A 23,321-nucleotide genomic window follows, 5' to 3' on the forward strand; every position below is an offset into this window, starting at 1 on the left:
CAGATCCGTTTTTGGCGGCAAGGAGTACCGATGAAAGACCTTTTCGACATTCGCGACCGGCTGGCGCTGGTCACCGGCTCGACCCGCGGCCTGGGCAACGCACTGGCCCGCGGGCTGGCCGAGCGCGGCGCTCACGTCATCCTTCACGGACGCCGCCAGGAAGCCGCCGACGAGGCCGCGCGGACACTGGCGGCAGAGACCGGGGCCCAGGTCGACGCCGTGGCCTTCGACGTCACCGATGCCGAGGCCGTGAAAGCCGCGACTGCCGCGTTGATCGAACGACTCGGCGTGCCGGACATCCTGGTCAACAACGCCGGCCTGCAGAAGCGGGCGCCCTTCAACGACTTCGACCCCGCCGACTGGGACGCCGTGCTGGCGACGAATCTCTCCAGCGCCTTCTATGTTTCCAGGGCGCTGAGTCCGGCGATGTCCGAGCGCGGCAGCGGCAAGATCGTCAATGTCGGCTCGGTGCAGTCGAAGCTGGCCCGCGAAACCATCGTGCCCTATGCCGCTTCCAAGGGCGGCGTGGCGCTGCTGACCCAGGGCATGGCGGCGGACCTGGCGCGCTACGGCATCCAGGTCAACTGCCTATCCCCCGGCTACTTCCAGACCGACATGAATCAGGCCTTGTGGCAGGATGCCGATTTCAACGCCTGGATCGAGAAGCGCACGCCGGCCCAGCGCTGGGGCCAGGTCGAGGAGCTGGTCGGCACGCTGGTCTACCTCTGCTCCGGGGCGTCCAACTTCGTCTCCGGGCAGAACGTGTTCGTCGATGGCGGCATGACCTCGGTGGTGTGAACCGGCCCGCGATAGGTTCCCTCTATCGACCCGGTCGTCAGGCTTCATTGTTGGTCGGCTAATCGTTTCCTAGACTTTGGTCTATTCGAGCGAGCCCTTTCGGGCTCGCTCTGCGTTTGGCCGGCCATATACCGCGGCCGAATGTCGGCATAAAAAGGAGTTCACGATATGACATCGCTATTCGAACCGTTCGATCTTGCCGGTACGCGCCTCAACAACCGCATCGTCATGGCCCCGATGACCCGGGCCCGCGCCAAGGGCGACATCCCCGACGAGATGGGCGCCCTCTACTATCGTCAGCGCGCCAGTGCCGGGCTGATCATCTCCGAGGGCAGCCCGATCTCCCGCGAGGGCCAGGGTTACCTGTTCAATCCGGGCATCTACGGGCCGGACCAGATCGCCGGCTGGAAGAAAGCGACCCAGGCCGTGCACGAGCGCGGCGGGGTCATCTTCTGCCAGACCTGGCACGTCGGTCGTGTCTCGCACACGTCGATCCAGCTCAACGGCGCCGCGCCGATCAGCAGCAGCGCCAAGCAGGGCGGCATGGCGTTCGGCTACAACGAAGACGGTCAGCCCGACATGCTGGCGGCGACGACGCCGCGCGCGGCCACCACCGAGGAGTGCCGCCGGCTCGTCGACGACTTCGCCCAGGCGGCGCTGAACGCGCGTAATGCCGGCTTCGACGGCGTCGAACTGCACGGGGCCAACGGCTACCTGCTCGAGCAGTTCATCAACGCCGGCCTCAACGACCGCACCGACGACTACGGCGGTTCGCGCGAGAACCGTTGCCGGCTGCTGCTCGAGGCGATCGACGCCTCGATCGCGCTGATCGGCGCGCATCGTGTCGGCGTGCGCCTGACGCCTTACGGCACCCTGTTCGATATGCCGAGCTACGACGATATCGAAGGGACCTATCTCTATCTTGCCGCCGAGCTGAGCAAGCGCGGCCTGGCCTACGTCCACCTGATGGACCAGGGCGCCCAGGGGCAGGATGGCCTGCCGCGAGAGTTCCTGCGTCAGTTCCGCGACGCCTATCGCGGCACGCTGCTGTTCGCCGGCAATCTCGACAAGGCGGAAGCGCAGAAGCTGGTCGATGAAGGTGTCATCGACCTGCCGGTATTCGGTCGCCACTTCACTTCCAACCCGGACCTGGTCGAGCGCCTGCAGCACGACTGGCCGCTGGCCGAGTTCGACCCGGATACTTTCTACGGCGGTGACGCCCGAGGCTATGTCGACTTTCCCACCTACGAGGAAGAGCAGGCGCGTCTGGCGCGTGAAAAGATGATCGAGGAGAAATCCTGATCGCCTGACCCGCCGTAATCCCGGCACCTCGCTGGCAGGATCTTGCCGCTGAGATGAAAACGCCCCGCCATCGCGGGGCGTTTTTGATGGCGAGACCGCCGGCATCAGCCGTCGCTGGGGATTCGTGCCACCACCTTGATCTCGAGATCGAACCCGGCCAGCCAGTTCACGCCCACGGCGGTCCAGTTGGGATAGGGCGGCGCCGGGAAGTGACGCGACTTGGCCGCCAGCACCGTATCGAACTGATGCTCCGGATCGGTGTGGAAGGTCGTGACGTCGACGAGATCCTCCAGCCCGCAGCCGGCGGCGGCCAACACCGCCTTCAGATTATCGAAGGCGAGCGCGACCTGGCGTTCGAAATCGGGCTCCGGCGAGCCATCCTCGCGGCTGCCGACCTGGCCGGAGACGAAAAGCAGATCCCCGGAGCGAATCGCGGCCGAGTAGCCGTGCTTCTCGTAGAGCGCACTACGGTTGGCGGGAAAGACCGGCTGCGGCGACTGGGTAGGCTGAGCTTGCAACATGGTTTGACTCCTTGGGACAGCGCGACGCACGAGAGCGCCAGAGAATTGACATACGACACGTATATTAATGACACATACGCGATGTATGTCAAATTAATATACGCTGCGTATGCCAATAATTGTCGTCTCGCGATACCCTTGCGGCGGAACGGACGAAGCCGTCTTGAACACAGGAGAGATCATGACCCGACGTAGTCGCGCCGAAATGCTGGAAGAGACCCGCGCCAAGCTGATCGATGCTGCGCGAGCGGCCTTCGCCGAGAAGGGCTACGCCGGCGCCTCGATGGACGAGCTCACCGCCCGTGCCGGCCTGACCCGAGGCGCGCTCTATCATCATTTCGGTGACAAGCGGGGTCTGCTGGCCGCCGTGGTCGACCGACTCGACAGCGAGATGGCCGCCCGCGCCCATGAGATCGGGCAGCGCCATACCGATGCCTGGGAGGCACTGCTGGCGGAGGGCGGTGCCTACATCGAGCTGGCGCGCGATCCCGAGATCCAGCGCATCGTGCTGCTGGATGGCCCGGCGGTGCTGGGAGATCCCTCCCAGTGGCCGAGCCAGAACCGCTGCCTGCTGGCGACGATGACGACGCTGGAGGCGTTGAGCAGGGAGGGAGTCGTCAAGCCGGTGGACGTGGAAGCCGCCGCCCGGCTGATCAATGGCGCGGCGCTCAACGCCGCGCTCTGGGTCGCCGCCAGCGATGATGCTGACGTGCTGGACAGGGCCACCGACGCTTTCCGCCAACTGGCCTCGGGGCTATTGGCGCTCGGCCCTTCCACCAGCCCGAGCTGATCGGAGATCACCGTCGCCCACCGGCGAGAGGGCCGGGCGACGGCATCATCGCGGTTGTCTTCGTCTACTTCTTGCGCCGCCACGGCCAGTTGGTCTTGGCCAGATCGACCACTTCGTCGCCGCGACCGCTCATCACCGCGCGCATGGTGTAGAGGCTGAAGCCCTTGGCCTGCTCGGCCTGGATACGCGGCGGAATCGACAACTCCTGCTTGGCGGTACGCACGTCGACCAGCGCCGGGCCGTCATGCGCGAACGCCTCGCGCAACGCATCGTCGATGGCGTCGGAGGATTCGACACGGACGCTGAACATGCCCAGCGACTCGGCGACCTTGGCGAAATCCGCCGCTGGCAGGTTGGTGACTTCGTCGACGAAGCCCGCCGCTTTCATCTCCATCGCCACGAAGCCCAGCGTGTGGTTGTTGTAGACCACGATCTTTACCGGCAGTTGATGCTCGACCAGCGTGATCAGATCCCCCATCAGCATGCTGATACCGCCATCGCCGGCCAGCGCCACCACCTGGCGCTCGGGGAAGGTCGCCTGCCAGCCCATCGCCTGGGGTACCGCGGTAGCCATCGAACCGTGCATGAACGAACCGGTCAGCCTTCGCTGGCCGTTCATGGCCAGGTAGCGCGCTGCCCACACCGTCGGCGTGCCGACATCGCAGGTGAACACGGCATCGCCGGTGGCCAGCTCGCTCACTCGCGCGGTCAGGTATTGCGGATGCAGCGGCTCGCCGCTGCCGCGCGGGGTGGCGAGGTCGTCGAGCCCCTTGCGCGCCTTGCGGTAATCCTTCTGGGCATCGTCGAGGAAATCCCGATCGGTCTTCTCGGTCAGACGCGGCAGCAGCGCCTCGAGGGTAGCGCCGATATCGCCCACCAGCCCCTTCAGCAATGGGCTGCGCCGGCCCAGGTGGGGGCCGCGCTCGTCGATCTGGACGATCCTGCCGTGCTCGGGGAAGAAGTCACGATAGGGAAAGTTGGTTCCCAGCATCAGCAGGAAGTCGCAATCCTTGAGCGCGTGATAGCCGGAGCTGAAACCGATCAGCCCGGTCATGCCGACGTCATAGGGGTTGTCGTACTCCAGCGACTGCTTGCCGCGCAGCGCATGGACGACCGGTGCCTTCAGCCGTTCGGCCAGGGCGACGACCTGATCGTGATAGCCGTCGCAGCCGTAGCCGCCGAGAATCGCCACACGCTCCTGGCCATTGATCAATTCGGCCAGCTCATCGAGTGCAGGCGCGGGCGGCACCGGCACGGCGCGCACCGGATCGGACCAGCTCGAGGCCTTGACCGGTGCCGGCTGCAGCGCAATGTCCCCCGGTATCACGATCACCGCCACGCTGCGCTGGGTGATCGCCACGTTCATGGCGGTCTCCAGCACCCGCGGCATCTGCGCCGGCGACGACACCAGCTCGCAGTAGTCGCTGCACTCACGGAACAGGTTCTCGGGGTGGGTCTCCTGGAAGTAGCCCAGGCCGATCTCGCTGGAGGGGATCTGCGCGGCGATCGCCAGCATCGGCACATTGGCGCGCTGGGCCTCGTACAGGCCGTTGATCAGATGCAGATTGCCCGGGCCGCAGGAGCCGGCGCAGACCGACAGACGCTTGGTGGCATCGGCCTCGGCGCTGGCCGCGAGTGCCGCCACCTCCTCGTGGCGCACGCCGCGCCAGCGAATCCGCTCCTGGCGTCGCAGGCTCTCGGTCAGGCCGTTGAGCGAGTCGCCCGGCAGCCCCCAGATGTTGCGCACGCCGGCGCGGTCCAGCGTCTCGATGATGAGGTCCGCAATATTCGGTTCGGCCACGAGAGTCTCCCTGGGTTGACTGGACTCCCGGCGAGGTCAGATGCCGGGCAGCCCCGATGACTGAAGAGAACAGCGAATGGAGCCTCCAAGCCGAGGCCCCAGTGCTTGGACTTTAGTCTAGTAGAAATACCGGGCCCTGCCGCCGGGCCTGAGCCCGCCGAGCGACGATGACCAGCCAGTCAGCCGGAAGTCGAAATCCCCAGGGGAGAGAACCGCGAAAAGAGAAGAGAAAATCGGAGAGAAACCCAGGATGGCGGCCCATGCGGCCGCCATCACGGCAGCGAATCAGCGGCGAATGCCCAGCGCTTCATGCTGCTTGGCAAACAGGGCCTGGCAGCCACTCTCGGCCAGGTCGAGCATGTTGTTGAGCTCGGCGCGGGAGAACGCTTCGGCCTCCGCCGTGCCCTGTACTTCGATCAGCTTGCCGTCCTCGGTCATCACCACGTTCATGTCGGTATCGGCGGCGCTGTCTTCCGGATAGTCCAGATCGAGCACCGGTGTGCCCTTGTAGACGCCCACCGAGATCGAGCTGACCAACTGGCGGAACGGATCGGTCTTGATCATCTTCTTGCGCTGCATGTACTGCAGCGCCTCGATCAGTGCCACACAGGCCCCGGTGATCGACGCGGTACGGGTGCCGCCATCGGCCTGCAGCACGTCGCAGTCGACCGTGATGGTGAACTCGCCGAGCTTCTTCAGGTCCACCGCCGCGCGCAAGCTGCGGCCGATCAGGCGCTGGATCTCCAGCGTGCGCCCGCCCTGCTTGCCTCGCGCCGCCTCACGGCCACCGCGAGTATGGGTCGCCCGCGGCAGCATGCCGTACTCGGCGGTCACCCAGCCCTGGTTCTTGCCGCGCAACCAGCGCGGCACACCGGCTTCGACGCTGGCGTTGCACAGCACCTGGGTATCCCCGAAGCTCACCAGCACCGAGCCTTCGGCGTGACGGGTAAAACCGCGGGTCAGCGTGACCTCGCGGGGCTGATCGGGTTGTCGTCCACTCGGGCGCATGAAAGCCTCTCGATCCAAAACATCAATGACAGAAGCGCCACGTCTTCGACGCTTCACAGCAGGCCGGCCATTCTACACGGCTCGGCTGCACATTCACCGCTGGCGAGCGGCGGCCAACGGCTTCACGGATGGGTTACACTCGATCGATCAGCTCGACGATTCAAGGAACTCCCATGCCCCACAGCATGACCGCCTTCTCACGCCAGACCCGTGACGCCGACTGGGGCAGCCTGCAGCTCGAACTGCGCTCGGTGAATCAGCGCTACCTGGAGCCCCACTTCCGCCTCCCCGATACCCTGCGCGATCTCGAACCGCACTTTCGCGATGCCATGCGCCAGCGCCTCGCCCGCGGCAAGGTGGAGTGCTCGCTGCGTTTCGACCCCGCCGAAGGCAACGCCGCACCGGAGATCAATGCCGATCAACTCGCCGCCCTCTCCCAGGCGCTGGAGCAGGTTCGCGCCCAGCTCCCGGAAGCGCCGATGCCCAACGCACTGGAGCTGCTCGCCCATCCTGGCGTGATGGCCACCCAGCGCCTGGATATCGATCAGGTCAAAGCCGCCGGACTCGCGCTGTTCGACGCCGCACTCGAGGATTTGGATGCCGGCCGCGCCCGCGAAGGCGAGCGCCTGGCGGAACTGATTCGCGAGCGTCTGAGCGGCATCCGCGAACAGGTAGCGACCGTGCGCGAGCACCTGCCGACGATTCTCGAGCGCCAGCGTACCCAGCTACTGGAACGACTGGAGAGCGCCAAGACCGAACTCGACCCGCAACGCCTGGAAGCGGAAATGGTGATGCTGGCCCACAAGGCGGATGTCGCCGAAGAACTCGACCGGCTGGAAACCCACGTCACCGAAGTGGACCGTCAGTTGAAACAGAAAGGGCCGATCGGCCGCCGCCTCGATTTCCTGATGCAGGAACTCAACCGCGAAGCCAACACCCTCTCCTCCAAGGCCGTCGTCGCCGACACCACCCGCTGCGCGGTGGAATTGAAGGTGCTGATCGAGCAGATGCGGGAGCAGATTCAGAATCTGGAGTGAGATGTCCATCCATCGGAGGACGATCCATCACCCCACCACATGACACTACCTGTCACCGATGCGATGCTGGCACGGTATCGACATCAGCCCAGGGTTCCGGACGACCGTCATGACGGTCTAGCGTGATCGCATTCAAGCCATGACAAAGCTCACAGATCGGGTCTACACGACACTCAGAAGAAAAATCATGTCGGGAGAGTTATCTTCGGACATGCAGATCAAGGAAGCCCATCTAGCCGAGACGCTTGCAGTCAGCCGGACGCCGGTTCGAGCAGCCATTCAGCGCCTCGTGGACGACGGCCTGATCTATCACGAGAAGGGTCGCGGCTCATTCGTTTCGCCCTGGCAGCAGGACGATATCGTCGACATCTACGAGCTGCGCATCCTGCTGGAATCACGCGCAGCCAGGCTGGCCGCTAGCCGTGCGACGGCGGAGCAGATCGCGCAATTGCATCGTCATGCCGACGTGATCGAAGGACTCTATCGGGACCAGCCCGACAAGTACCTGTTCAGCATCCAGGCGGAAAATCAGAAATTCCATCAGATCCTGATGACGGCATCTGGCTCTGCGCAGCTCAAGCAGATGGTCAGGATGCTGGTCGATTCACCGATCACGGTAGGCTCCTATTACCTCTACTCCGACGCAGAGATGCAGCGCTCGATGCAGCAACACAGGGACATCATCGATGCGATCGAGCAACGGGAGGAGAGTTACGCTGAAGACCTCATGCGCGTGCACCTGCGCATGGCCTACTGCGTTTTCATGGCCAGGCAGTCGGCCCAATCGAAAGGAGACCCTTGGGAAAAAGCGGATAAGACATAGCGCGCCTCGAGCTCACCAAAGACGCGCTGAATCAACCTATTCCAGATCACTGACGCTCAAGGCTCAAACCGTTGACGGGCCCGCTCAGGGTCGCTCGCCATCGCCAGTTTCGACGGCCGCCCCCGGTAGTGGGTGAGTAAGCGCCGAATGACCGGCACTAGAACGGTCAGCACAATGATCGTCACCATCACGATGGCAATGGTACTGGAGAAGAGATAGCTCACCTCATGCCGGCCAATGAGCATCGCACGACGCAGGTTCGATTCCGCCACCGGGCCAAGAATGACGGCCAATACCGCAGGCGCCAGCGGAATTTTCAGTCGTTCCATGCCCCACCCCATGACCCCGAACGCCAGCATGAGCCACACATCGAACAGACTGTTGTTAATGGCATAGACGCCGATGGTGGTCAGGGCAATGATGATCGGCGCCAGGAGCAGCGGCGGCATGTACATCACATTGATGAACAGCCTCGCGCCAAGCCGACCGATCACGAACAGCATGATCGAGGTCACCAGCATGGCCAGGATAAAGCCGTAGGTGACGGGAGCGGAGCGCGTGAACAAGTCCGGCCCCGGAAGCATGCCGTGAACCAGCAACCCGCCCAGGATGACCGCAGAAACGCTGCTGCCCGGAATCCCCAGGGTCAGCGCGGGAATCAGGGAAGCCGCGTTGTCAGCGTTGTTGGCGCACTCCGCCGCTGCGACGCCTTCAGGCGCTCCCTTGCCGAACCGCGACTTGTCCTTCGCCACACGCCGCGCCTCGTTCCATGAGAGCATGGCTGCGATATTCCCCCCCGTGCCCGGGATGATGCCTACGATCACGCCGATGGCCGATGCCCGGCACCAGGTCGGCACCAGTCGTCTCCAGCCGATGCCGCTTCTCGTTCTTCCGCTGCTGCCGATGCTGTTCCTGCTCAGCAGCATGGCTTCCTGCGCCAGCGTCAGAGCCGGCGGAATGGCATAGAGCCCGGTGAGCAGCACCAGGATGTCGATACCCCCCATGAGATCCATGACATTGAACGTGAAGCGCTCGTTACCGGTCATCGAGTCGATGCCGACCATACCGATGACGAGACCGAGACAGGCGCTGATGAGCCCCTTGATGGGCGCATCGCTCAGCAGTACGGAGATGGCCGCCAGCCCGAAGATCGCCAGCCAGAAAACCTCCACCGGGCCGAACTTCAACGCCATCGCGGCCAGAGGCGGACTCAGAAAAAGCAGCGCCAGGGCACTGACCGAGCCGCCGATCGCCGAAGACGTCAACGCGATCTTCATCGCCTCCAGCCCCTGGCCCTTTTGCGCCATGGGATGGCCATCGAAGACCGTGGCGATACCGGCAGGCGTACCGGGAATACGCAGTAGAATGGCGGGAATTGCGCCGCCGTACATGGCGCCATTGTAGATACCCGCCATCATGCCGAGCGCAACCAGTGGGTCCATGGTGAACGTCAGCGGAATCAGCACGGCGATCCCCATCGTCGCCGAAAGCCCAGGCAGGGCACCGATGAGCACGCCGATGGTCGTACCACCGGCCATGGCGAGCAGGACAGCGGGTGAGAATAGCAACGGGAGGGCGGAAAGAATGGAATCCCACATGAGTCATATCCCTGTGAAAAGACGCAGCGCCATTTCGGGAGGTAGTGGTCTATCCAGCACCACCTGGAAAATCACATAGATCAACAGCGAGAAAATGATTGCCGTGACCACCAGCCACTTGCCTCTGCGATAGCCGAGGAGCATTCCACTCAGAGGTACGAACAGCAGAAACGTAGTGGCGAATCCCAACCTGGGTGCAGCGACGATCATGACGATGGAGGTTGCCAGCAAGGTGAAAAACCTTCTGACATGGCCCGGCGACAATCGCATCGATTCACCACCTTCATGACGCAAGGCAAGCGCAGACCTCACAGCCCATACCACCAGCAGGAGGGTCAGAAATCCCATCACGACGGTGGGCAAATAGGCGGAATCTCGCGTGAAACCCAGCGCATGGACAAGCCCGAAGACGCTGAGTGTCGCGCCAGCGAGTGCCACACCTGTCTCTACCGCTGCCTGACGCATCATCGCGCTCCTCTCAAATGCGATGGATAAAAAGTGGCGAGCCAGCCAGGGGCTGGCTCGTCCTATCACTGACTCCAGGGAGATTCGTCCCAAAGCGTCTGAAAACGTGCCTGCAGGTCCTGAAGTGTTTGCTGGTAGGTGGTCGGGTCCTGGTAGTCGAGTGGTAACGACTGCTGCGCGGCTGCCTTCTGGAACTCTTCGTTGTTCATGGCCGCTTCGATGGCACTGGAGAGTTTCTGAACGATCGCGTCCGGGACCCCGGCAGGAACGGCGATGCCGCGGTTCGAGCCAATAGTCAGCTCGTAACCGGCTTCGGCAGTCGTCGGCACATCGGGTAATTCCTTCGAACGCTGACTTGCGGCCTGGGCCAGCATCTTGATTCGCCCGGCCTTCACGTCCGCCGCCGCTTCGCCAATGTTGAATATCCCCATCTCGATGTGCCCGCCCATCAATGCCTGACGTACGTCGGCAGCGCCGGGAAAGGGCACGTGGGTCATCTCGATCCCCGCCAAGCGCTCTAGCGCCAGCGCGGCCAGGTGATCGTCCGAGCCCACCCCGGTCGTGCCGTAGGTGATCTCGCCGGGGTGTTCCTTCGCGTAGGCGACCAGATCCTCGAGCGAGGCGAATTCGCTATCCGGCCCCACGTTGAAGCCATCGGGATCATCGACAACGCTGGCCACCGGCTGGAAATCGGAAAGCTCGTAGCGTGTGTCACGTTCGATCGGGATGGTCAGCACGTTGGGCGTATTGATGAAGCCGATGGTGTAACCGTCGGGCTCGGCGTTGGCCAGTGCCGTGAAGCCGACCTCACCACCGGCGCCGGGGCGATTGATGACGGTGATGTCGGTGCCCAATTCCTTCTCGATATAGGGAGCCAGTGTCCGCGCGGCGATATCCGTGCCGCCTCCGGCGGAATAGCCGATGATCATCTGCACGGCGCGCTCGGGATAATCGGCCATGGCCGACAATGGCATCAGCATGATGGCGGCGATCGCAACGGTTCTTGTCTTCATGCCAGGCTTCATGGGCCTCTCCTTTTTCGCCGCCATCGCCTCAACGGACGTACTGGCTTGGCGAGCTGTGCTCGGATGGATGTCGAAAACGACTGATATCGTTTGGCTTTCGATTATTGTTCTAATAAAAAACAAAATCATCGAATCACAGGTGTCTCATTGGCTCAAGCGGCGATTTCAACCGCTCTGCCCAAAAACCGAACACAGCCTACAAACAACTGAATATAAATATATTTTAACTTCATTATACTTTTGTCTCGCATTGGAAAAAGGAAGATTTTGTAGACAGGCCATCTTTATTGTTTTTTTATTGTTCTTGTCGATGTCCTGCGCTGACGAGACCTTGCGCACCGGACGATCTCCTCACTCAGAGAAGGGCCAACGAATGACCTCACAGACCGTCATGGACACGATGAAGACCTTGGGCAGTGCAACGATTCATGAAGCTCAAGGTCAGCGTGGCGCCATGGATTCCGGCATCAAGCCGCTGGATCCTACGCTAAGAATGGCCGGCAGGGCGCTGACCGTGGACTGCTCGCCCGGCGACAATCTGCTGATTCACTACGCCATCTCCAAGGCAAGACCGGGTGATGTGCTGGTCGTCGATGCCAAGGGCTTCACCGAAGGTGGGCCATGGGGGGATATTCTGACGCTGGCGGCCACGCTGGCAGGCATCAGCGGCCTGATCATCGACGGCATGGTGCGCGACGCCGATACCATCATCGAATCCCGCTTTCCAGTGTTCTGCCGCGGGCTCTCGATCAAGGGAACGCACAAGCATCAATCGGGCAAGGTCAACGAAACGATCCAATGCGGCGGCGTGGCGATACGTGCCGGCGACTTCGTGGTCGGCGATCGGGACGGCGTGGTGGTAGTGGCAAGCGAAGCGCTCGATGACGTCATCACGGCCTCCCAGGCGCGCGAAGAGAAGGAAGAGGCGTTCCGCCGTGAATTGGAGCAAGGGGCCAGCACGCTCGATCTACTGAATCTACGCGGCACCCTCGACCGCCTGGGTTTGAAGTAAAGCCTGGCTAGTCAATGACCGGCGCGTCGCGGGATGAGGGTATCGCGCGAAGACCCAATCCCCTTGAACGCCGGCCCCGCTAGACTGACTGATGGAACGCTCGATGCCGATCTCAATCCGCCCCCTTCTCGCTGACGCCCGATCGGCGGCAACCCGTCGACGGCTGGCCCGTATTCACAATCTGCACGACTTCGAGGCGGCGGCTCGGCGGTATCTTCCCCACGCCATCTTTTCCTACATCGCCAATGCCGCAGAAGAGGGTCAATCGTCCAGAGCCAACCGGCATGCCTTTGGCGATTATGGCTTCATGCCACGCGTGCTGGTGGATGTCTCTCAAGTGAGCCAGACCACGACTCTCTTCGACTTGCCGATGTCGTCACCGTTCGGTATCGCACCGATGGGACTCGGCGCACTGTGGGCTTACCGGGCTGACATCGTCCTCGCTGACGCCGCAGCATCGGCGGGCATCCCGATGATCATGAGCGGCTCATCGCTAATCCGTATGGAAACCCTCGCCGGGCGAGGAGATTCGACCTGGTTCCAGGCCTATCTACCGGCCGGGCGCGAGGCCATTCGGTCGCTGGTGGCACGCGTCCAGGCAGCGGGGTTCACCACGCTGGTGATCACCCTGGATACGCCGGTTGCCACGAACCCGGACAACAACCGTCGAGCCGGCTTCTCCTCCCCCATGAAGCCGTCGGTCAGACTGGCCTGGGATGGAATTTCACATCCCGGATGGCTGATCAACACCTTCCTGAGAACGCTCCATCGCCACGGGATGCCGCACTTCGAGAACAACTACGCTTCCCGCGGCGCCCCTATTTTTTCCCCCCATGTCAACCGAGACATTTCCGACCGGGGCCATTTGAACTGGGACGATCTGGCATTCATTCGCGACATCTGGCGGGGCCGGCTGGTACTCAAGAGTGTCCTGCATCCCACCGATGCGGAAAGAGCCCAGGCACTCGGGGTCGACGCGCTCATCGTATCCAACCACGGCGGCCGGCAGCTGGATGGGGCGATCTCGCCGTTACATGCGCTGGCCGACATCATCGCGGCAGTGGGTGACCTGCCGGTCATGATCGACAGCGGGTTCCGTCGCGGCACGGACGTGCTGAAAGCCCTGGCTCTCGGAGCGCGCTTCGTATTTATCGGGCGACCGTTCGCCTATGCCGCCGCCGTCGGCGGCGAGCCGGGAGTCGCGCACGCCATCGAACTCATGTCGGCCGAGATCCGGCGAGACATGGCATTACTGGGCATCACTCGACTGAATCAGTTGCGCCGGGATCACCTGGTCGCGCTGACCTCGATGGCGGAGCGCCGCTTGTCGAATGACAACGACCCAGGTCATCACGACAGTCCAGAAAATTCGTCACATCGAGACCATCACACCGATCGAGAGAATCATCGTCAGGAAGCGAGGAGCGAAAATTGAATCATCAACACAGTGCGCCGACACCACTAGAGACGACGTCGCGGCAACGGTCTCTCGACAAGTCGGTCTTCCGACTCGATGTCTGGTACGACGAATCGATGCAGGCTATCTACAAGACCCGCCCCGATATCACGCTGACCACGCTTCCCGTCGCCAGCCGCCTCGACGACTGTACAGAGGTGCTGCAGGCGGCACACGCCTACCAGATATCCTCGGCCAAGGATGAAACGCCTCCGGCCTGGTTTGCCAACGAGGCCCTGCTCGCCAGAACGCCCAACCTTCTTTGTGTCTCCACCTCGGGATCCGGCTATGACACGGTCGATATCGAGGCCTGCAGCCGCGCCGGCGTCCTCGTGATGAATCAATCCGGCGCCAACGCCCAATCGGTGGCCGAACATACCTTGGGCATGATGCTGGGAGTCAACAAGCGACTCGCGGAGAATGACCACCGCCTGAGGCAAGGTGGCACCTTCTCCCGCGAGGATCTCATGGGACGCGAGCTGCAAGGCAAGACAGTCGGACTCGTAGGCATCGGCCATATCGGAAAGCGCGTTGCCGCGTTGGCCAGGGCGTTCGGCATGGAGGTGATCGCCTATGATCCGTTCCTGAACGCGGACACGATTCGAGAGAGAGGTGCCCAACCGGTGACCCTATCGACGCTACTGGCCGAATCGGACATCGTATCGCTGCACTGCCCGAGGAAGGCCGACACGCTTGGGATGTTTGATGCGTCCGCCTTTGCTGCCATGAAACCCGGCGCACTCTTCGTTACCACGGCACGCGGTGGCATCCATTCGGAAGCGGCGTTGGCCGAGGCACTTCAAAGCGGACATATCGGTGGAGCCGGTATCGATGTGTGGGACATTGAACCCCCGCCTCTGGACCATCCACTGCTGACCATGCCCAATGTCATGGCGACGTATCACACCGCCGGCGTCACTCACGAGGCGCGGCGTAATATTGCGACCTGGGCAACACGGCAACTGATCGAAACACTGGACGGTGAATTCCCGCCGCGCTTGCTCAATCCCGAAGCCTGGCCAATGTACGCTGAGCGTTACCATGCGATATTCGGCGAACATCCAACAAAATCTTATCGATAAAGCACGACACGCTTGGCTCCTTCAATACCAGTCGACCTGACATGGTATTGCAATCGAAATACCGTATCGGCTGGGGTCTGGTGGCTTGGCGGATTCTCATCGAGCGCTGCACTTGGCAATGATGAGACGCCTTGACCGGGCCAGCGCCAAGCTGACGCTGCCCGGGCGCTATCGCCGGTTACTCGCCGAGCTGTCGACGGCCGGCTTCGGCGGCGATATCGCCGCCAATACCGCCGATCTACAGCGGATCGCCCGTCTCTTGGGGGTTAGTCCTATCGCGATGTCTTGCTTGCGCCATCGGGGCGGCAGCGACCACCAGGCAGCATCTCGTTAACCTGACAATTTAGATATTCGAAGCATCCGACACGCTCGGTACCCGGGGTAGTGCGCGAACTCGCCGAACAATTGGTCTGATTGACACAATGCCGGACATCATTTAAGTAAATTTGCGAAACTTTAGACCAAAGTCTCTATTCACATCCCTAATTCCTTGTGTGAAAAAAAATTAACCACGCCCAATAAAAATATTCGCTTTAGCCCCCCTTTGATGTGCCCTTAACTGGCCGGACGAATTGAGAGTCTTGAGGGCACAAAAATGGGATTCAAATCGCTTTCGGTCGCCGCAGCGCTTATCGTTTCATGTATCACTACCACGAGCGCACTGGCAGATTATCCTGAAAAGAAAATCGACATGATCGTCGGCTTTGCCGCGGGTGGCGGCACCGACGTCATGGCAAGAAATATCGCACCTTATCTGGAGAAGTACCTGGGTAACGGTGTGTCCGTGATCGTCAAGAACATGCCCGGAGCCAGCGGGCAGATCGGCATCACGGCCGTGGCCGAAGCCGACCCGGATGGCTATACCATCGGCACCTACAATCTGCCGGGGGCGATGGCACGAACCCTCGACCGCAATGCGGATTACGACGCTGACAGCTTCACCTATCTCGCCAATATCGTTAACGATCCCAATGTGATCGTGACGCCAAAAAGTAGTGATATCGACACCATGGACAAGCTCGTCGAGGCTGCCAAGGCACGCTCGGGCGCGGTGACGGTCGCCATGTCCAGCCTCGGCGGCGACGATCATTTCTTCCTGCAGAAGCTCTCCAGCGCGACGGACGCCGACTACATCACCGTTCCCTTCTCGGGTTCGGCGCCGGCACGCAGCGCGTTGATGGGGGGGCACGTGACGATGGGTATCATCAACGTCTCCGAAGTGGTCAATTTTCGCGACGAGCTGAACGTTCTGGGTATCGCCTCGAAAGAGCGCTCCAGCATGGCCGAGGATATCCCGACCTTCCAGGAACAGGGTTACGACCTGGTCAATGGCGCCCTGCGCGGCTTCGTCGCGCCGGCCGGCCTGCCCGACGACGTCGAGTCAAAGCTGCTCGCCGCATTCCAGCAGACCTACGACGACCCGGACTTTCAGACCACGATGCGCAAGTCGGGCAATCCCACCGAACTTGCACTGGGTGACGACTTCGAGGCGCTCAACGCCGAACAGCTGGAGCTCGCCAAGCAGATCTGGGAAACCCAGCCCTGGAAGTAAGCGCCACTCGCCCGCGCCATCCGACACCCCCTCGATGATCCCTGCGACTCTCGCCACGAGAGAGTCGTAGTCGGCTCGCGCCAGCGGCGAGACACGTCGGCCCCTCGTCCTTCCATTGATGAGACAGACCATGAACCACGAGTCCAACGCCCCATCGTCCCCTCGTTCTCGCCGCCTCGATCCGGACCTGATCGCCGGCATCGTCATCGTTCTGGGAGCGGGCGCCCTGCTCCTGCGGACCGCCGGGATGCTGGCGATGACGGCGTTGCTGCCGGTCTCGATGCTGTCGGTGCTCGTTCTGCTCGGCGTCTTCTTGATCGCCCGCTGCGTGATCCGCCTCAAGCGACAAGGCGACACCTACGCGCCCACGCAGGTCTTCGATAACGCCCGCCGTTTCCTCGGGATCGCAGCGTCCATCGCCCTCTACGTCGCGGGCGTCGCCCTGCTCGGCTTCTACACCACGACCGCGGTGATGATCCCCGCGGTGGCCTGGTGTTTCGGCTATCGCAGCCCGAAGGGCTTGCTACTCGCCGATCTGATATTCACCGGCGGCATCGCGATCATCTTCGTGCTGTTGATGGGCCAAGAACTTCCCACCGAATTCTTTCTGCGCTAGCGAGGGCATCCCATGTACGGCAATCTCATCGACGCACTGCCGGCAGTGCTGTCCCTTGGCAATATCCTTGCAGTCGTGGTCGGCGTGATCGCCGGCATCTGCGTCGGCGCCCTGCCAGGCCTCAGCGCCACCATGGCGATTTCGGTGCTCATTCCGTTCACCTTCGGCATGGACCCGCTAGTCGCGCTCGGCATGATGGCCGGCATCTACAACGGCGCCATGTACGGCGGATCGATTCCTGCCGTGCTGTTGCGCATCCCCGGCACCCCGGCGGCCGTCGCCACGAGCTTCGACGGCTACCCGATGGCCCAGCAAGGACGCGGCGGCTACGCCCTGCAGGTGGCGGTGGTCTCCTCGGCACTGGGCGGTATCGCCTCGGCGCTGGTTCTGATGCTGCTGGCGCCGCCGCTGGCCAAGGTGACGCTCCTGTTCGGGCCGACCGAGATCTTCTGGGTTGCCGTGTTCGGCATGTCGGCGATCGTGTTCCTGCTCGGCGGCGACATCATCAAAGGGCTGATCAGCGCCGCTTTCGGCGTGTTCGTCTCCTTGATCGGCGTCGATACGATCACGGGCTACGAGCGTTACACCTTCGGCCATCTCGAGCTGCTGGATGGCATCAACATCGTCGTGCTGCTGGTGGGTCTCTACGCGCTGCCGCCGGCAATCGGGCTGCTCGAAGAAGTTCGAGACTTCGACACCAAGAACACCGGGCGCCTCAATACGACCAGCATCTGGAAGGCGATACCCGGCATGTTGAAGTACTGGAAGACCTGGCTTCGCTCGTCGGTGATCGGGGTCTTCGTCGGCATCCTGCCGGGGGCCGGAGGATCAATGGCCGCCTTCCTCAGCTACAACGAAGCGCGGCGTGCCTCCAAGAACCCGGATGACTGGGGCAAGGGCGAGCCCGAGGGCGTCGCGGCGTCCGAGACGTCGAACAATGCCGATACCGCCGCCGCGCTGATCCCGGCGCTGACCCTGGGGATTCCGGGCACCGCCGTCGCCGCCGTCATGCTGGGCGGACTGCTGATCCATGGTCTCCAGCCGGGGCCGATGCTTTTCCGTGACAACCCCGAGATCGTCTTCGGCTTCATGTGGCAATTCCTGTTCGCTGCCGTCCTGCTGATCTTCCTGGGCGGCGCCCTGGCGACGAACAGCTTCGCTCAGGTACTGCGCCTGCCACGGCCGCTACTGGGCGCCATCATCATTGCCCTGGTCTTCATTGGGGTCTACTCGATCAACAATCGCATGTTCGATGTCTATCTGATGCTGGGCTTCGGCCTCATTGGCTACTTCATGGACAAGCTGAAGTTCCCGCTGCCGCCGGTGGTGCTAGGCCTGATCCTCGGCGGTTTCGCGGAGCAGAACCTGCGCCTGGCGCTGAGGATCGGCGGTGGTGACTGGAGCATTCTGGCGTCGAGCCCCACCGCCAAGGTGCTCATCGCCATGGTGCTGCTGGTCATCGTCTCGCCGCTCATCTCGCGACGTCTGCGCGCCAGAAAGGCCAGCAAGGTAGCGGGATGAAGACGCCGCACGCGACGATCCGGGCGTCGTGGCTGGCTCGCCACCGGGAACCGATCATGATGCCCGACCAGAAGATCCTCGATGCGCATCACCATCTCTGGGACCGGGAAGAGAGCCGCTACCGCACCGACGAGTTCCTGGCGGATGTCGCCCAGGGTCACGACGTTCGCGCGAGCCTCTACGTCCAGTGCCGCACCGGGTATCGCGATGCGGGGCCCGAGGCCCTCAAACCGCTAGGCGAAGTCGAGACGGTACTCGAGTGGAGCGCTGGCGCCCCGAATTATCCTCTCGGCATCGTCGCCTTCGCCGACCTGCTGGCCGGCAGCCAGGTTCGAGAGACGCTCGAGGCGCTGTGCGACATTGCGCCCGGTAGCGTGCGCGGCATTCGTAACACCACCGCCTACCATCCCGATCCGGCCATACGCTCCAACCCCCGGCCGGCACCGGATGGCCTGCTGCGTGCCAGGGCCTTCCACGAGGGCGCCACGCAAGTGGCCCGGACAGGGCTCACGCTGGATGTCTGGGCCTATCAGACCCAGCTTCAGGAGGTAGAAGCGCTGGCCCGCGCCGTGCCGGACCTCACCGTGGTGATCGATCACTGCGGCGGCCCGCTGGGGGTGGGGCCGTTCCGCGGCAGACCCCCCGCGGCTTTCGCGGCATGGCGTCAGGGAATCCAGCGTCTGGCGGCGTTGCCCAATACCCGCATCAAGATCGGCGGATTCGGCCTGGCGGTTTTCGGCAACGCCTATCACCTGAATCCCGAGCCGCCGACTTCCGCGCAGCTCGCCTCGGACTGGTCGCCCCATGTGGAGACCTGCCTCGAGGCCTTCGGCTCGCATCGCGCCATGTTCGAAAGCAATTTCCCCGTGGACAAGGGCATGTACTCCTACGTTGCGCTGTGGAATGCCTTCAAACGACTGACCCAACCCCTGGGTCAGGCAGATCGGGACCGCCTGTTCTGGCGCACGGCCGCCGAGACCTACGGCCTCGACCCGGGCTGGCAGTGAACAGTGACCAGGACCTGGCGACGCCGCCTTGGCCGCAGTCACCCGACGACCATGAGGACAGAGACGATGCTCAAGAGAACGCTGGCCACGATATTGCTCTCCGCACTGAGCGCCGCGGCCTTCGCCGATTACCCCGACAAGCCGATCACGGTGGTCGTGGGCTACTCGCCAGGCGGGGGCACCGACGTGCTGGCCCGCGTGGTCGGCAAGTACCTGGAGAAGGCGTTGGGCGACGATGCGAGCGTCGTGGTCAAGAACCAACCCGGCGCCGGTGGCCAGATCGGCTTCACCAGCGTCGCCGAGGCCAAGCCCGACGGCTACACCCTGGGCACCTTCAACCTGCCGGCAGCGCTGGCGCTGACCTTCGATCGCCATGCCGCTTATGACGCCGACAGTTTCGATTACATCGCCAACGTGGTCCACGACCCCAACACCATCGTCGTCAGTCGGAATTCGCCCTACCACAGCCTCGACGAGCTGATCGAGGCCGCCAAGGCCAAGCCCGGGAGCCTGAGCGTGGCACTGGCATCACTGGGCGGCAACGATCACTTCAGCGCGCTGTTGATGGAAGCGGCTGCCGGCGTCGACTTCAACCTGATCCCCTTCGAGGGCGCCTCCATGGCGAGGACGACACTGATGGGCGGGCATGTGGCGGTCGGGACCATGGCGCTGAGCCAGACGGTGGGCTTCGAGGACGATCTACGAGTTCTCGCCGTCCTGGATGACCAGCGTTCCTCCTACGCGCCGAACGTGCCGACCGCCAAGGAGCAGGGGTACGACGTCGAGATGGGTTCCTATCGCGGGTTCGTCGCGCCCAAGGGGCTGCCCGATGCGCTCGAGTCCCGCCTCGAAGCGGCCTTCAGGCACCTGGCCGACAACCCGGATCTTCGTCGGGAGCTGGCGGCTCAGGGCAACTCGCTGGATATCGTCGTGGGGGAGGACTACCGCAGGCTGGCCGAGGCGCAGTCCGATATCGCGGGAGACTTGTGGAAGCATCAGCCGTGGAAGTGAATCACGGCATCTGGCGCGGCTTGAATCGATCCAGACGATCAGAGAAAGACGCCGAACTCCCCGGAAAGCTCAGCGAGCTTGTTGTGCATGGCGATCAACAGTTCGGACTTGGCCGAGTTGGCGCGCTGCACGGTACCGATCTGGCGATAGATCTGGGGCTGCCCGAAGGGGAGCTTCAACATGTCACGACCGTTCTCGCGCACGGCAATGTCCGGCACCACGGCGGCACCGAGCCCGGCCGCCACGCACTCCACGATGGCCGGAATGGTGTCGATCTCGGCGATGTGCTTGACCTTGAGACTCTGGTGGGTCAGCTCGTTGTTGATGAGTGCGGCCAGCGGCACGTCGCTGGCGAAATGCACGAACGGCAGGCTCTCCAGCAGCTCCCCCGCCGTCATTGGCGGCGTTCCCGGCGGCGCGATGACGACCAGCGGCTCGCGCAGGAAGGGGGACCAGGTGAGGTTGCGCGACACCCCCGCGTGTTCCGCCACCACCGCCAGGTCGAGGCGTCCGGCGTTGACGTCGCTCAGAAGGCTCGACGACATCCCGACGCGCAGGTCGACGTGAAGCTCAGGATAGGTCTGACGCAGGGCCACGATAGCGCGTGGCAACAGGCCGATCGTACTGGTTCGAACCGACCCGATGCTGAGCGAGCTCGAGATCCGGCTGCCTTTCAACGAGATCCGAGTCTCCTCGACCAGTCCCAGAATCTTCTTGGCCGTCTCCAGAAGCTGCAATCCATGCAGGTTGAGGCTCGGGGGCCGCGTCTCGCGGTTGAACAGCGGTGTATCCAGCTCCTGCTCGAGCGCGAGGATCTGCTGGCTCACGGCAGATGGCGTCAGGTTCACCTCGCGCGCGGCCCGCGCGAAGGTGCCGTACTCGGCGATAGCCATCAGCGTGCGTAGCTGGCGAGTGTCCATACCACCCCTTTGATTAAAATAACTTCACTTATCGAACAATATTAGTCGCTTTTATACAGAAAAACTATCTGTATTCTGGTTTGACCGCTTCATCGATTTGCGGCTCCTGCTACTTGGCGGGCCGTTGGACAAGACAAGTCGGATAAGACAAAGAGAGACACGCCATTGGATAAGCAACCCGCCATTCTCGTCACCGGTCCCTACTTGGCGAATCCGGCAAGGCAGCTTGCCGAGGACGCCGGCTACGCCATCTTCCACACCCCGCCCTATCCGACGACCGAAATGCTCGTCGAGCACATCCAGCGTCACGATCCCGTCGGCATCGTCTCCCGCATGGGCCAGTTCGGCGCGGAGGCCATGGCGGCCGGAAAGTCGCTCAAGGTCGTCTCCAAGCACGGCGCGGGCGTCGACAACATCGACATCGATGCCGCGACCCGGCAGGGCGTGCAGGTCATCCGTGCCGCCGGAGGCAACGCCATCTCCGTCGCGGAACATGCGGTCGCCCTGATCTTCGCCATCGTCAAACGCCTATTGCCGCTGGACACCGGCATGCGGGCAGGCCGTTGGGAAAAAGCCGAGTTCCTGGGCCGCGAGCTGTCCGGCATGCGCCTGGGCCTGGTCGGTGCGGGCGCCATCGCCGCCGCCGTCGCAAAAATCGTGAAGGGGGTGGGATTGGAAATCAGCGTCTACGACCCCTATGCTCCAGCCGAGGCTATCGAAGCCCTCGGCGCGCGCCGAGCCGACCGAATCGAGGACCTTCTCGGTCAATCCGACATCGTCAGCCTGCACTGCCCGCTGACCAAAGATAACGCGCATCTGCTCAATGCCGAAACGATCGCGCTGATGCCGGCCAACAGCTATATCGTCAACACCTCCCGCGGCGGCCTGATCAATGAAAAGGCCCTGCTGGCTGCACTCGAGAGCGGTCACATCGCAGGCGCCGGCCTGGATACCTTCGAGCAGGAACCCCCCGAGGGCATCAGCCCGCTGGCGAACTCCGAGCGGGTCATCCTGACCCCTCATGTCGCGGGCGTCACGGAAGAAGGCGGTACCCGGGTCGGCGTATTGGCTGTCGGTGGCATCATCGATTTTCTTGCCGGAAAGGCGCTTCCGAAAGCGCGCCTGGCCAATGAATTGCCAGAGTCGATCTTCTCCTGAACGATTGCTACCAGTAACGCCATCTCGTTGGCGCTTTTCCAAAACGGAGTCATGCCATGCCAGTCGGAAACAGAATTCTTCAGCGTAAGCGCAGTGTCGACCAGCGCCTCGTCAAGGCCTTTGCAGAACTGCCTGTCGCCGTGGTCAGCGACAGCATGTCGCGTGTCTTCGCTGGCGGCTCCAACCTGCGCCCCATGCACCGCGACGGCAACCTGGCCGGCGTCGCGCTCACCGTTCGTACGCGCCCGGGCGACAACCTGATGCTGCACAAGGCGATCGACATGGCCGAGCCCGGTGACGTCATCGTCTGCGACGCTGGCGGCGATACCACCAATGCGCTCATGGGTGAGCTGATGCTGGCTTACGCGGTCAAGAAAGGGGTCGCCGGGTTCGTCCTCAACGGTGCGCTTCGCGACCTCGACGGCTTCCGCGAAACCAACCTGCCGACCTTTGCCGCCGGTGTCACGCATCGTGGCCCGTACAAGAACGGGCCCGGAGAGATCAATACACCGATCAACCTGGGCGGCATGGTCATCGAACCCGGCGACCTGATCATCGGCGACAGTGATGGCATGCTTGCCGTGCCTTACGACGATGCCGAAACGGTGCTGGAGGCGGCCCAGGCCAAGCAGGCGGCCGAAGAGAAGCAGATGGCCGCCATTCATGCCGGTGAAAACGATCGGTCCTGGGTCGATGCCGCGTTGAAAACAGCGGGATGCGAAATGGCCTGAGGCCACGGCCACCGGATTCAACCTGCCATCATCGACAACGTCTATCGCTGCTAACCGGCGCCCACAGCCGCCGACAAAGCGCTACGA

At 62.9% G+C, this 23,321-nt stretch carries 22 protein-coding genes; 15 read left to right on the plus strand and 7 right to left on the minus strand.

The features are described from left to right. The first annotated feature begins 30 nt into the window (after positions 1-30). Both DOM56_RS01820 and DOM56_RS01825 read left to right on the plus strand, forming a co-directional pair. On the plus strand, positions 31-798 hold the full coding sequence (locus DOM56_RS01820; RefSeq protein ID WP_110707228.1) for a glucose 1-dehydrogenase: 768 nt from the start codon (positions 31-33) through the stop codon (positions 796-798). A 168-nt stretch (positions 799-966) separates the two neighbouring features. After that, positions 967-2,100: an alkene reductase gene (locus tag DOM56_RS01825; protein WP_110707229.1), complete on the plus strand. Its 1,134-nt coding sequence runs from the start codon at positions 967-969 to the stop codon at positions 2,098-2,100. Between the two features lie 104 nt (positions 2,101-2,204). Here DOM56_RS01825 and DOM56_RS01830 read toward each other — a convergent pair whose 3' ends face one another. Then, the gene (locus DOM56_RS01830; protein WP_110707230.1) at positions 2,205-2,621 is read right to left on the minus strand and encodes a RidA family protein; all 417 of its coding nucleotides are present in this window, start codon (positions 2,619-2,621) and stop codon (positions 2,205-2,207) included. Positions 2,622-2,802: 181 nt separating this feature from the next. Here DOM56_RS01830 and DOM56_RS01835 point away from each other — a divergent pair, with 181 nt between their 5' ends. Next, positions 2,803-3,411, plus strand: coding sequence for a TetR/AcrR family transcriptional regulator (locus DOM56_RS01835; RefSeq protein ID WP_110707231.1), 609 nt, complete (start codon positions 2,803-2,805; stop codon positions 3,409-3,411). Between the two features lie 64 nt (positions 3,412-3,475). Here DOM56_RS01835 and poxB read toward each other — a convergent pair whose 3' ends face one another. Further along, the gene (gene poxB / locus DOM56_RS01840) at positions 3,476-5,212 is read right to left on the minus strand and encodes a ubiquinone-dependent pyruvate dehydrogenase (protein WP_110707232.1); all 1,737 of its coding nucleotides are present in this window, start codon (positions 5,210-5,212) and stop codon (positions 3,476-3,478) included. Between the two features lie 285 nt (positions 5,213-5,497). Further along, positions 5,498-6,220 (minus strand): ribonuclease PH, encoded by a 723-nt coding sequence (rph, locus tag DOM56_RS01845; protein ID WP_110707233.1) that lies wholly within the window; start codon positions 6,218-6,220, stop codon positions 5,498-5,500. 173 nt (positions 6,221-6,393) lie between these two features. Between rph and DOM56_RS01850 the strand changes: the two genes are divergently transcribed. Continuing rightward, positions 6,394-7,257 (plus strand): YicC/YloC family endoribonuclease, encoded by an 864-nt coding sequence (locus DOM56_RS01850; RefSeq protein WP_110707234.1) that lies wholly within the window; start codon positions 6,394-6,396, stop codon positions 7,255-7,257. Positions 7,258-7,396: 139 nt separating this feature from the next. After that, positions 7,397-8,080: a GntR family transcriptional regulator gene (locus DOM56_RS01855; protein WP_110601919.1), complete on the plus strand. Its 684-nt coding sequence runs from the start codon at positions 7,397-7,399 to the stop codon at positions 8,078-8,080. Between the two features lie 56 nt (positions 8,081-8,136). Here the strand turns inward: DOM56_RS01855 and DOM56_RS01860 are convergent, their stop codons facing one another. The 3 genes from DOM56_RS01860 to DOM56_RS01870 form a co-directional block, all read right to left on the minus strand. Continuing rightward, positions 8,137-9,678 carry a tripartite tricarboxylate transporter permease gene (locus DOM56_RS01860; RefSeq protein ID WP_110707235.1) on the minus strand — a complete coding sequence of 514 codons (1,542 nt, stop codon included), beginning with the start codon at positions 9,676-9,678 and terminating at the stop codon, positions 8,137-8,139. 3 nt (positions 9,679-9,681) lie between these two features. Beyond that, a complete protein-coding gene (locus DOM56_RS01865) occupies positions 9,682-10,143 on the minus strand; it encodes a tripartite tricarboxylate transporter TctB family protein (RefSeq protein WP_157958136.1) in 462 nt (153 codons plus the stop codon). A gap of 65 nt (positions 10,144-10,208) precedes the next feature. Beyond that, positions 10,209-11,156 (minus strand): tripartite tricarboxylate transporter substrate binding protein, encoded by a 948-nt coding sequence (locus tag DOM56_RS01870; protein WP_232822129.1) that lies wholly within the window; start codon positions 11,154-11,156, stop codon positions 10,209-10,211. On the opposite strand from DOM56_RS01870, the gene DOM56_RS19905 reads away from it, so the two are divergent. The 8 genes from DOM56_RS19905 (at position 11,101) to DOM56_RS01915 (ending at position 20,425) form a co-directional block, all read left to right on the plus strand. Then, complete coding sequence (locus tag DOM56_RS19905) at positions 11,101-12,180, plus strand: 4-carboxy-4-hydroxy-2-oxoadipate aldolase/oxaloacetate decarboxylase (RefSeq protein WP_232822130.1); 1,080 nt, start codon at positions 11,101-11,103, stop codon at positions 12,178-12,180. The two genes, DOM56_RS01870 and DOM56_RS19905, sit on opposite strands and share 56 nt — an antisense overlap. A 103-nt stretch (positions 12,181-12,283) precedes the next feature. Next, positions 12,284-13,615 (plus strand): alpha-hydroxy acid oxidase, encoded by a 1,332-nt coding sequence (locus DOM56_RS01880; protein ID WP_110707238.1) that lies wholly within the window; start codon positions 12,284-12,286, stop codon positions 13,613-13,615. Further along, positions 13,612-14,718 carry a hydroxyacid dehydrogenase gene (locus tag DOM56_RS01885; RefSeq protein WP_232822131.1) on the plus strand — a complete coding sequence of 369 codons (1,107 nt, stop codon included), beginning with the start codon at positions 13,612-13,614 and terminating at the stop codon, positions 14,716-14,718. Before DOM56_RS01880 ends, DOM56_RS01885 begins: the two co-directional genes overlap by 4 nt. A gap of 691 nt (positions 14,719-15,409) precedes the next feature. Further along, complete coding sequence (locus DOM56_RS01895) at positions 15,410-16,270, plus strand: tripartite tricarboxylate transporter substrate binding protein (RefSeq protein ID WP_232822132.1); 861 nt, start codon at positions 15,410-15,412, stop codon at positions 16,268-16,270. A gap of 130 nt (positions 16,271-16,400) precedes the next feature. Further along, positions 16,401-16,886 (plus strand): tripartite tricarboxylate transporter TctB family protein, encoded by a 486-nt coding sequence (locus DOM56_RS01900; protein WP_157958137.1) that lies wholly within the window; start codon positions 16,401-16,403, stop codon positions 16,884-16,886. Between the two features lie 12 nt (positions 16,887-16,898). Further along, positions 16,899-18,407 (plus strand): tripartite tricarboxylate transporter permease, encoded by a 1,509-nt coding sequence (locus tag DOM56_RS01905; RefSeq protein ID WP_110707242.1) that lies wholly within the window; start codon positions 16,899-16,901, stop codon positions 18,405-18,407. Further along, complete coding sequence (locus DOM56_RS01910) at positions 18,404-19,414, plus strand: amidohydrolase family protein (protein ID WP_110707243.1); 1,011 nt, start codon at positions 18,404-18,406, stop codon at positions 19,412-19,414. Before DOM56_RS01905 ends, DOM56_RS01910 begins: the two co-directional genes overlap by 4 nt. A gap of 66 nt (positions 19,415-19,480) precedes the next feature. Continuing rightward, a complete protein-coding gene (locus DOM56_RS01915) occupies positions 19,481-20,425 on the plus strand; it encodes a tripartite tricarboxylate transporter substrate binding protein (RefSeq protein WP_110707244.1) in 945 nt (314 codons plus the stop codon). Between the two features lie 38 nt (positions 20,426-20,463). Here DOM56_RS01915 and DOM56_RS01920 read toward each other — a convergent pair whose 3' ends face one another. Next, a complete protein-coding gene (locus DOM56_RS01920; RefSeq protein ID WP_110601897.1) occupies positions 20,464-21,345 on the minus strand; it encodes a LysR substrate-binding domain-containing protein in 882 nt (293 codons plus the stop codon). 165 nt (positions 21,346-21,510) lie between these two features. On the opposite strand from DOM56_RS01920, the gene DOM56_RS01925 reads away from it, so the two are divergent. Both DOM56_RS01925 and DOM56_RS01930 read left to right on the plus strand, forming a co-directional pair. After that, positions 21,511-22,503, plus strand: coding sequence for a hydroxyacid dehydrogenase (locus tag DOM56_RS01925; protein WP_232822133.1), 993 nt, complete (start codon positions 21,511-21,513; stop codon positions 22,501-22,503). A 56-nt stretch (positions 22,504-22,559) separates the two neighbouring features. Beyond that, positions 22,560-23,234 carry an RraA family protein gene (locus DOM56_RS01930; RefSeq protein WP_110707245.1) on the plus strand — a complete coding sequence of 225 codons (675 nt, stop codon included), beginning with the start codon at positions 22,560-22,562 and terminating at the stop codon, positions 23,232-23,234. The last annotated feature ends 87 nt before the right edge of the window (positions 23,235-23,321 follow it).

The sequence above is a fragment of the Salinicola sp. CR57 genome, from assembly GCF_003206585.1.
GTDB lineage: Bacteria > Pseudomonadota > Gammaproteobacteria > Pseudomonadales > Halomonadaceae > Salinicola > Salinicola lusitanus.

Excerpts from the sequence above, each read along its gene's own strand:
- DOM56_RS01850 (WP_110707234.1), top strand. The coding sequence starts at position 6,394 with ATGCCCCACAGCATGACCGCCTTCTCACGCCAGACCCGTGACGCCGAC.
- DOM56_RS01855 (WP_110601919.1), top strand. The coding sequence starts at position 7,397 with ATGACAAAGCTCACAGATCGGGTCTACACGACACTCAGAAGAAAAATC.
- DOM56_RS01820 (WP_110707228.1), top strand. The coding sequence starts at position 31 with ATGAAAGACCTTTTCGACATTCGCGACCGGCTGGCGCTGGTCACCGGC.
- DOM56_RS01910 (WP_110707243.1), top strand. The coding sequence starts at position 18,404 with ATGAAGACGCCGCACGCGACGATCCGGGCGTCGTGGCTGGCTCGCCAC.
- DOM56_RS19905 (WP_232822130.1), top strand. The coding sequence starts at position 11,101 with ATGGCCGACAATGGCATCAGCATGATGGCGGCGATCGCAACGGTTCTT.
- DOM56_RS01870 (WP_232822129.1), bottom strand. The coding sequence starts at position 11,156 with ATGAAGACAAGAACCGTTGCGATCGCCGCCATCATGCTGATGCCATTG.
- DOM56_RS01835 (WP_110707231.1), top strand. The coding sequence starts at position 2,803 with ATGACCCGACGTAGTCGCGCCGAAATGCTGGAAGAGACCCGCGCCAAG.
- DOM56_RS01900 (WP_157958137.1), top strand. The coding sequence starts at position 16,401 with ATGAACCACGAGTCCAACGCCCCATCGTCCCCTCGTTCTCGCCGCCTC.
- DOM56_RS01895 (WP_232822132.1), top strand. The coding sequence starts at position 15,410 with ATGATCGTCGGCTTTGCCGCGGGTGGCGGCACCGACGTCATGGCAAGA.
- DOM56_RS01830 (WP_110707230.1), bottom strand. The coding sequence starts at position 2,621 with ATGTTGCAAGCTCAGCCTACCCAGTCGCCGCAGCCGGTCTTTCCCGCC.
- DOM56_RS01905 (WP_110707242.1), top strand. The coding sequence starts at position 16,899 with ATGTACGGCAATCTCATCGACGCACTGCCGGCAGTGCTGTCCCTTGGC.
- rph (WP_110707233.1), bottom strand. The coding sequence starts at position 6,220 with ATGCGCCCGAGTGGACGACAACCCGATCAGCCCCGCGAGGTCACGCTG.
- DOM56_RS01865 (WP_157958136.1), bottom strand. The coding sequence starts at position 10,143 with ATGCGTCAGGCAGCGGTAGAGACAGGTGTGGCACTCGCTGGCGCGACA.
- DOM56_RS01825 (WP_110707229.1), top strand. The coding sequence starts at position 967 with ATGACATCGCTATTCGAACCGTTCGATCTTGCCGGTACGCGCCTCAAC.
- DOM56_RS01880 (WP_110707238.1), top strand. The coding sequence starts at position 12,284 with ATGCCGATCTCAATCCGCCCCCTTCTCGCTGACGCCCGATCGGCGGCA.
- DOM56_RS01860 (WP_110707235.1), bottom strand. The coding sequence starts at position 9,678 with ATGTGGGATTCCATTCTTTCCGCCCTCCCGTTGCTATTCTCACCCGCT.
- DOM56_RS01915 (WP_110707244.1), top strand. The coding sequence starts at position 19,481 with ATGCTCAAGAGAACGCTGGCCACGATATTGCTCTCCGCACTGAGCGCC.
- DOM56_RS01930 (WP_110707245.1), top strand. The coding sequence starts at position 22,560 with ATGCCAGTCGGAAACAGAATTCTTCAGCGTAAGCGCAGTGTCGACCAG.
- DOM56_RS01920 (WP_110601897.1), bottom strand. The coding sequence starts at position 21,345 with ATGGACACTCGCCAGCTACGCACGCTGATGGCTATCGCCGAGTACGGC.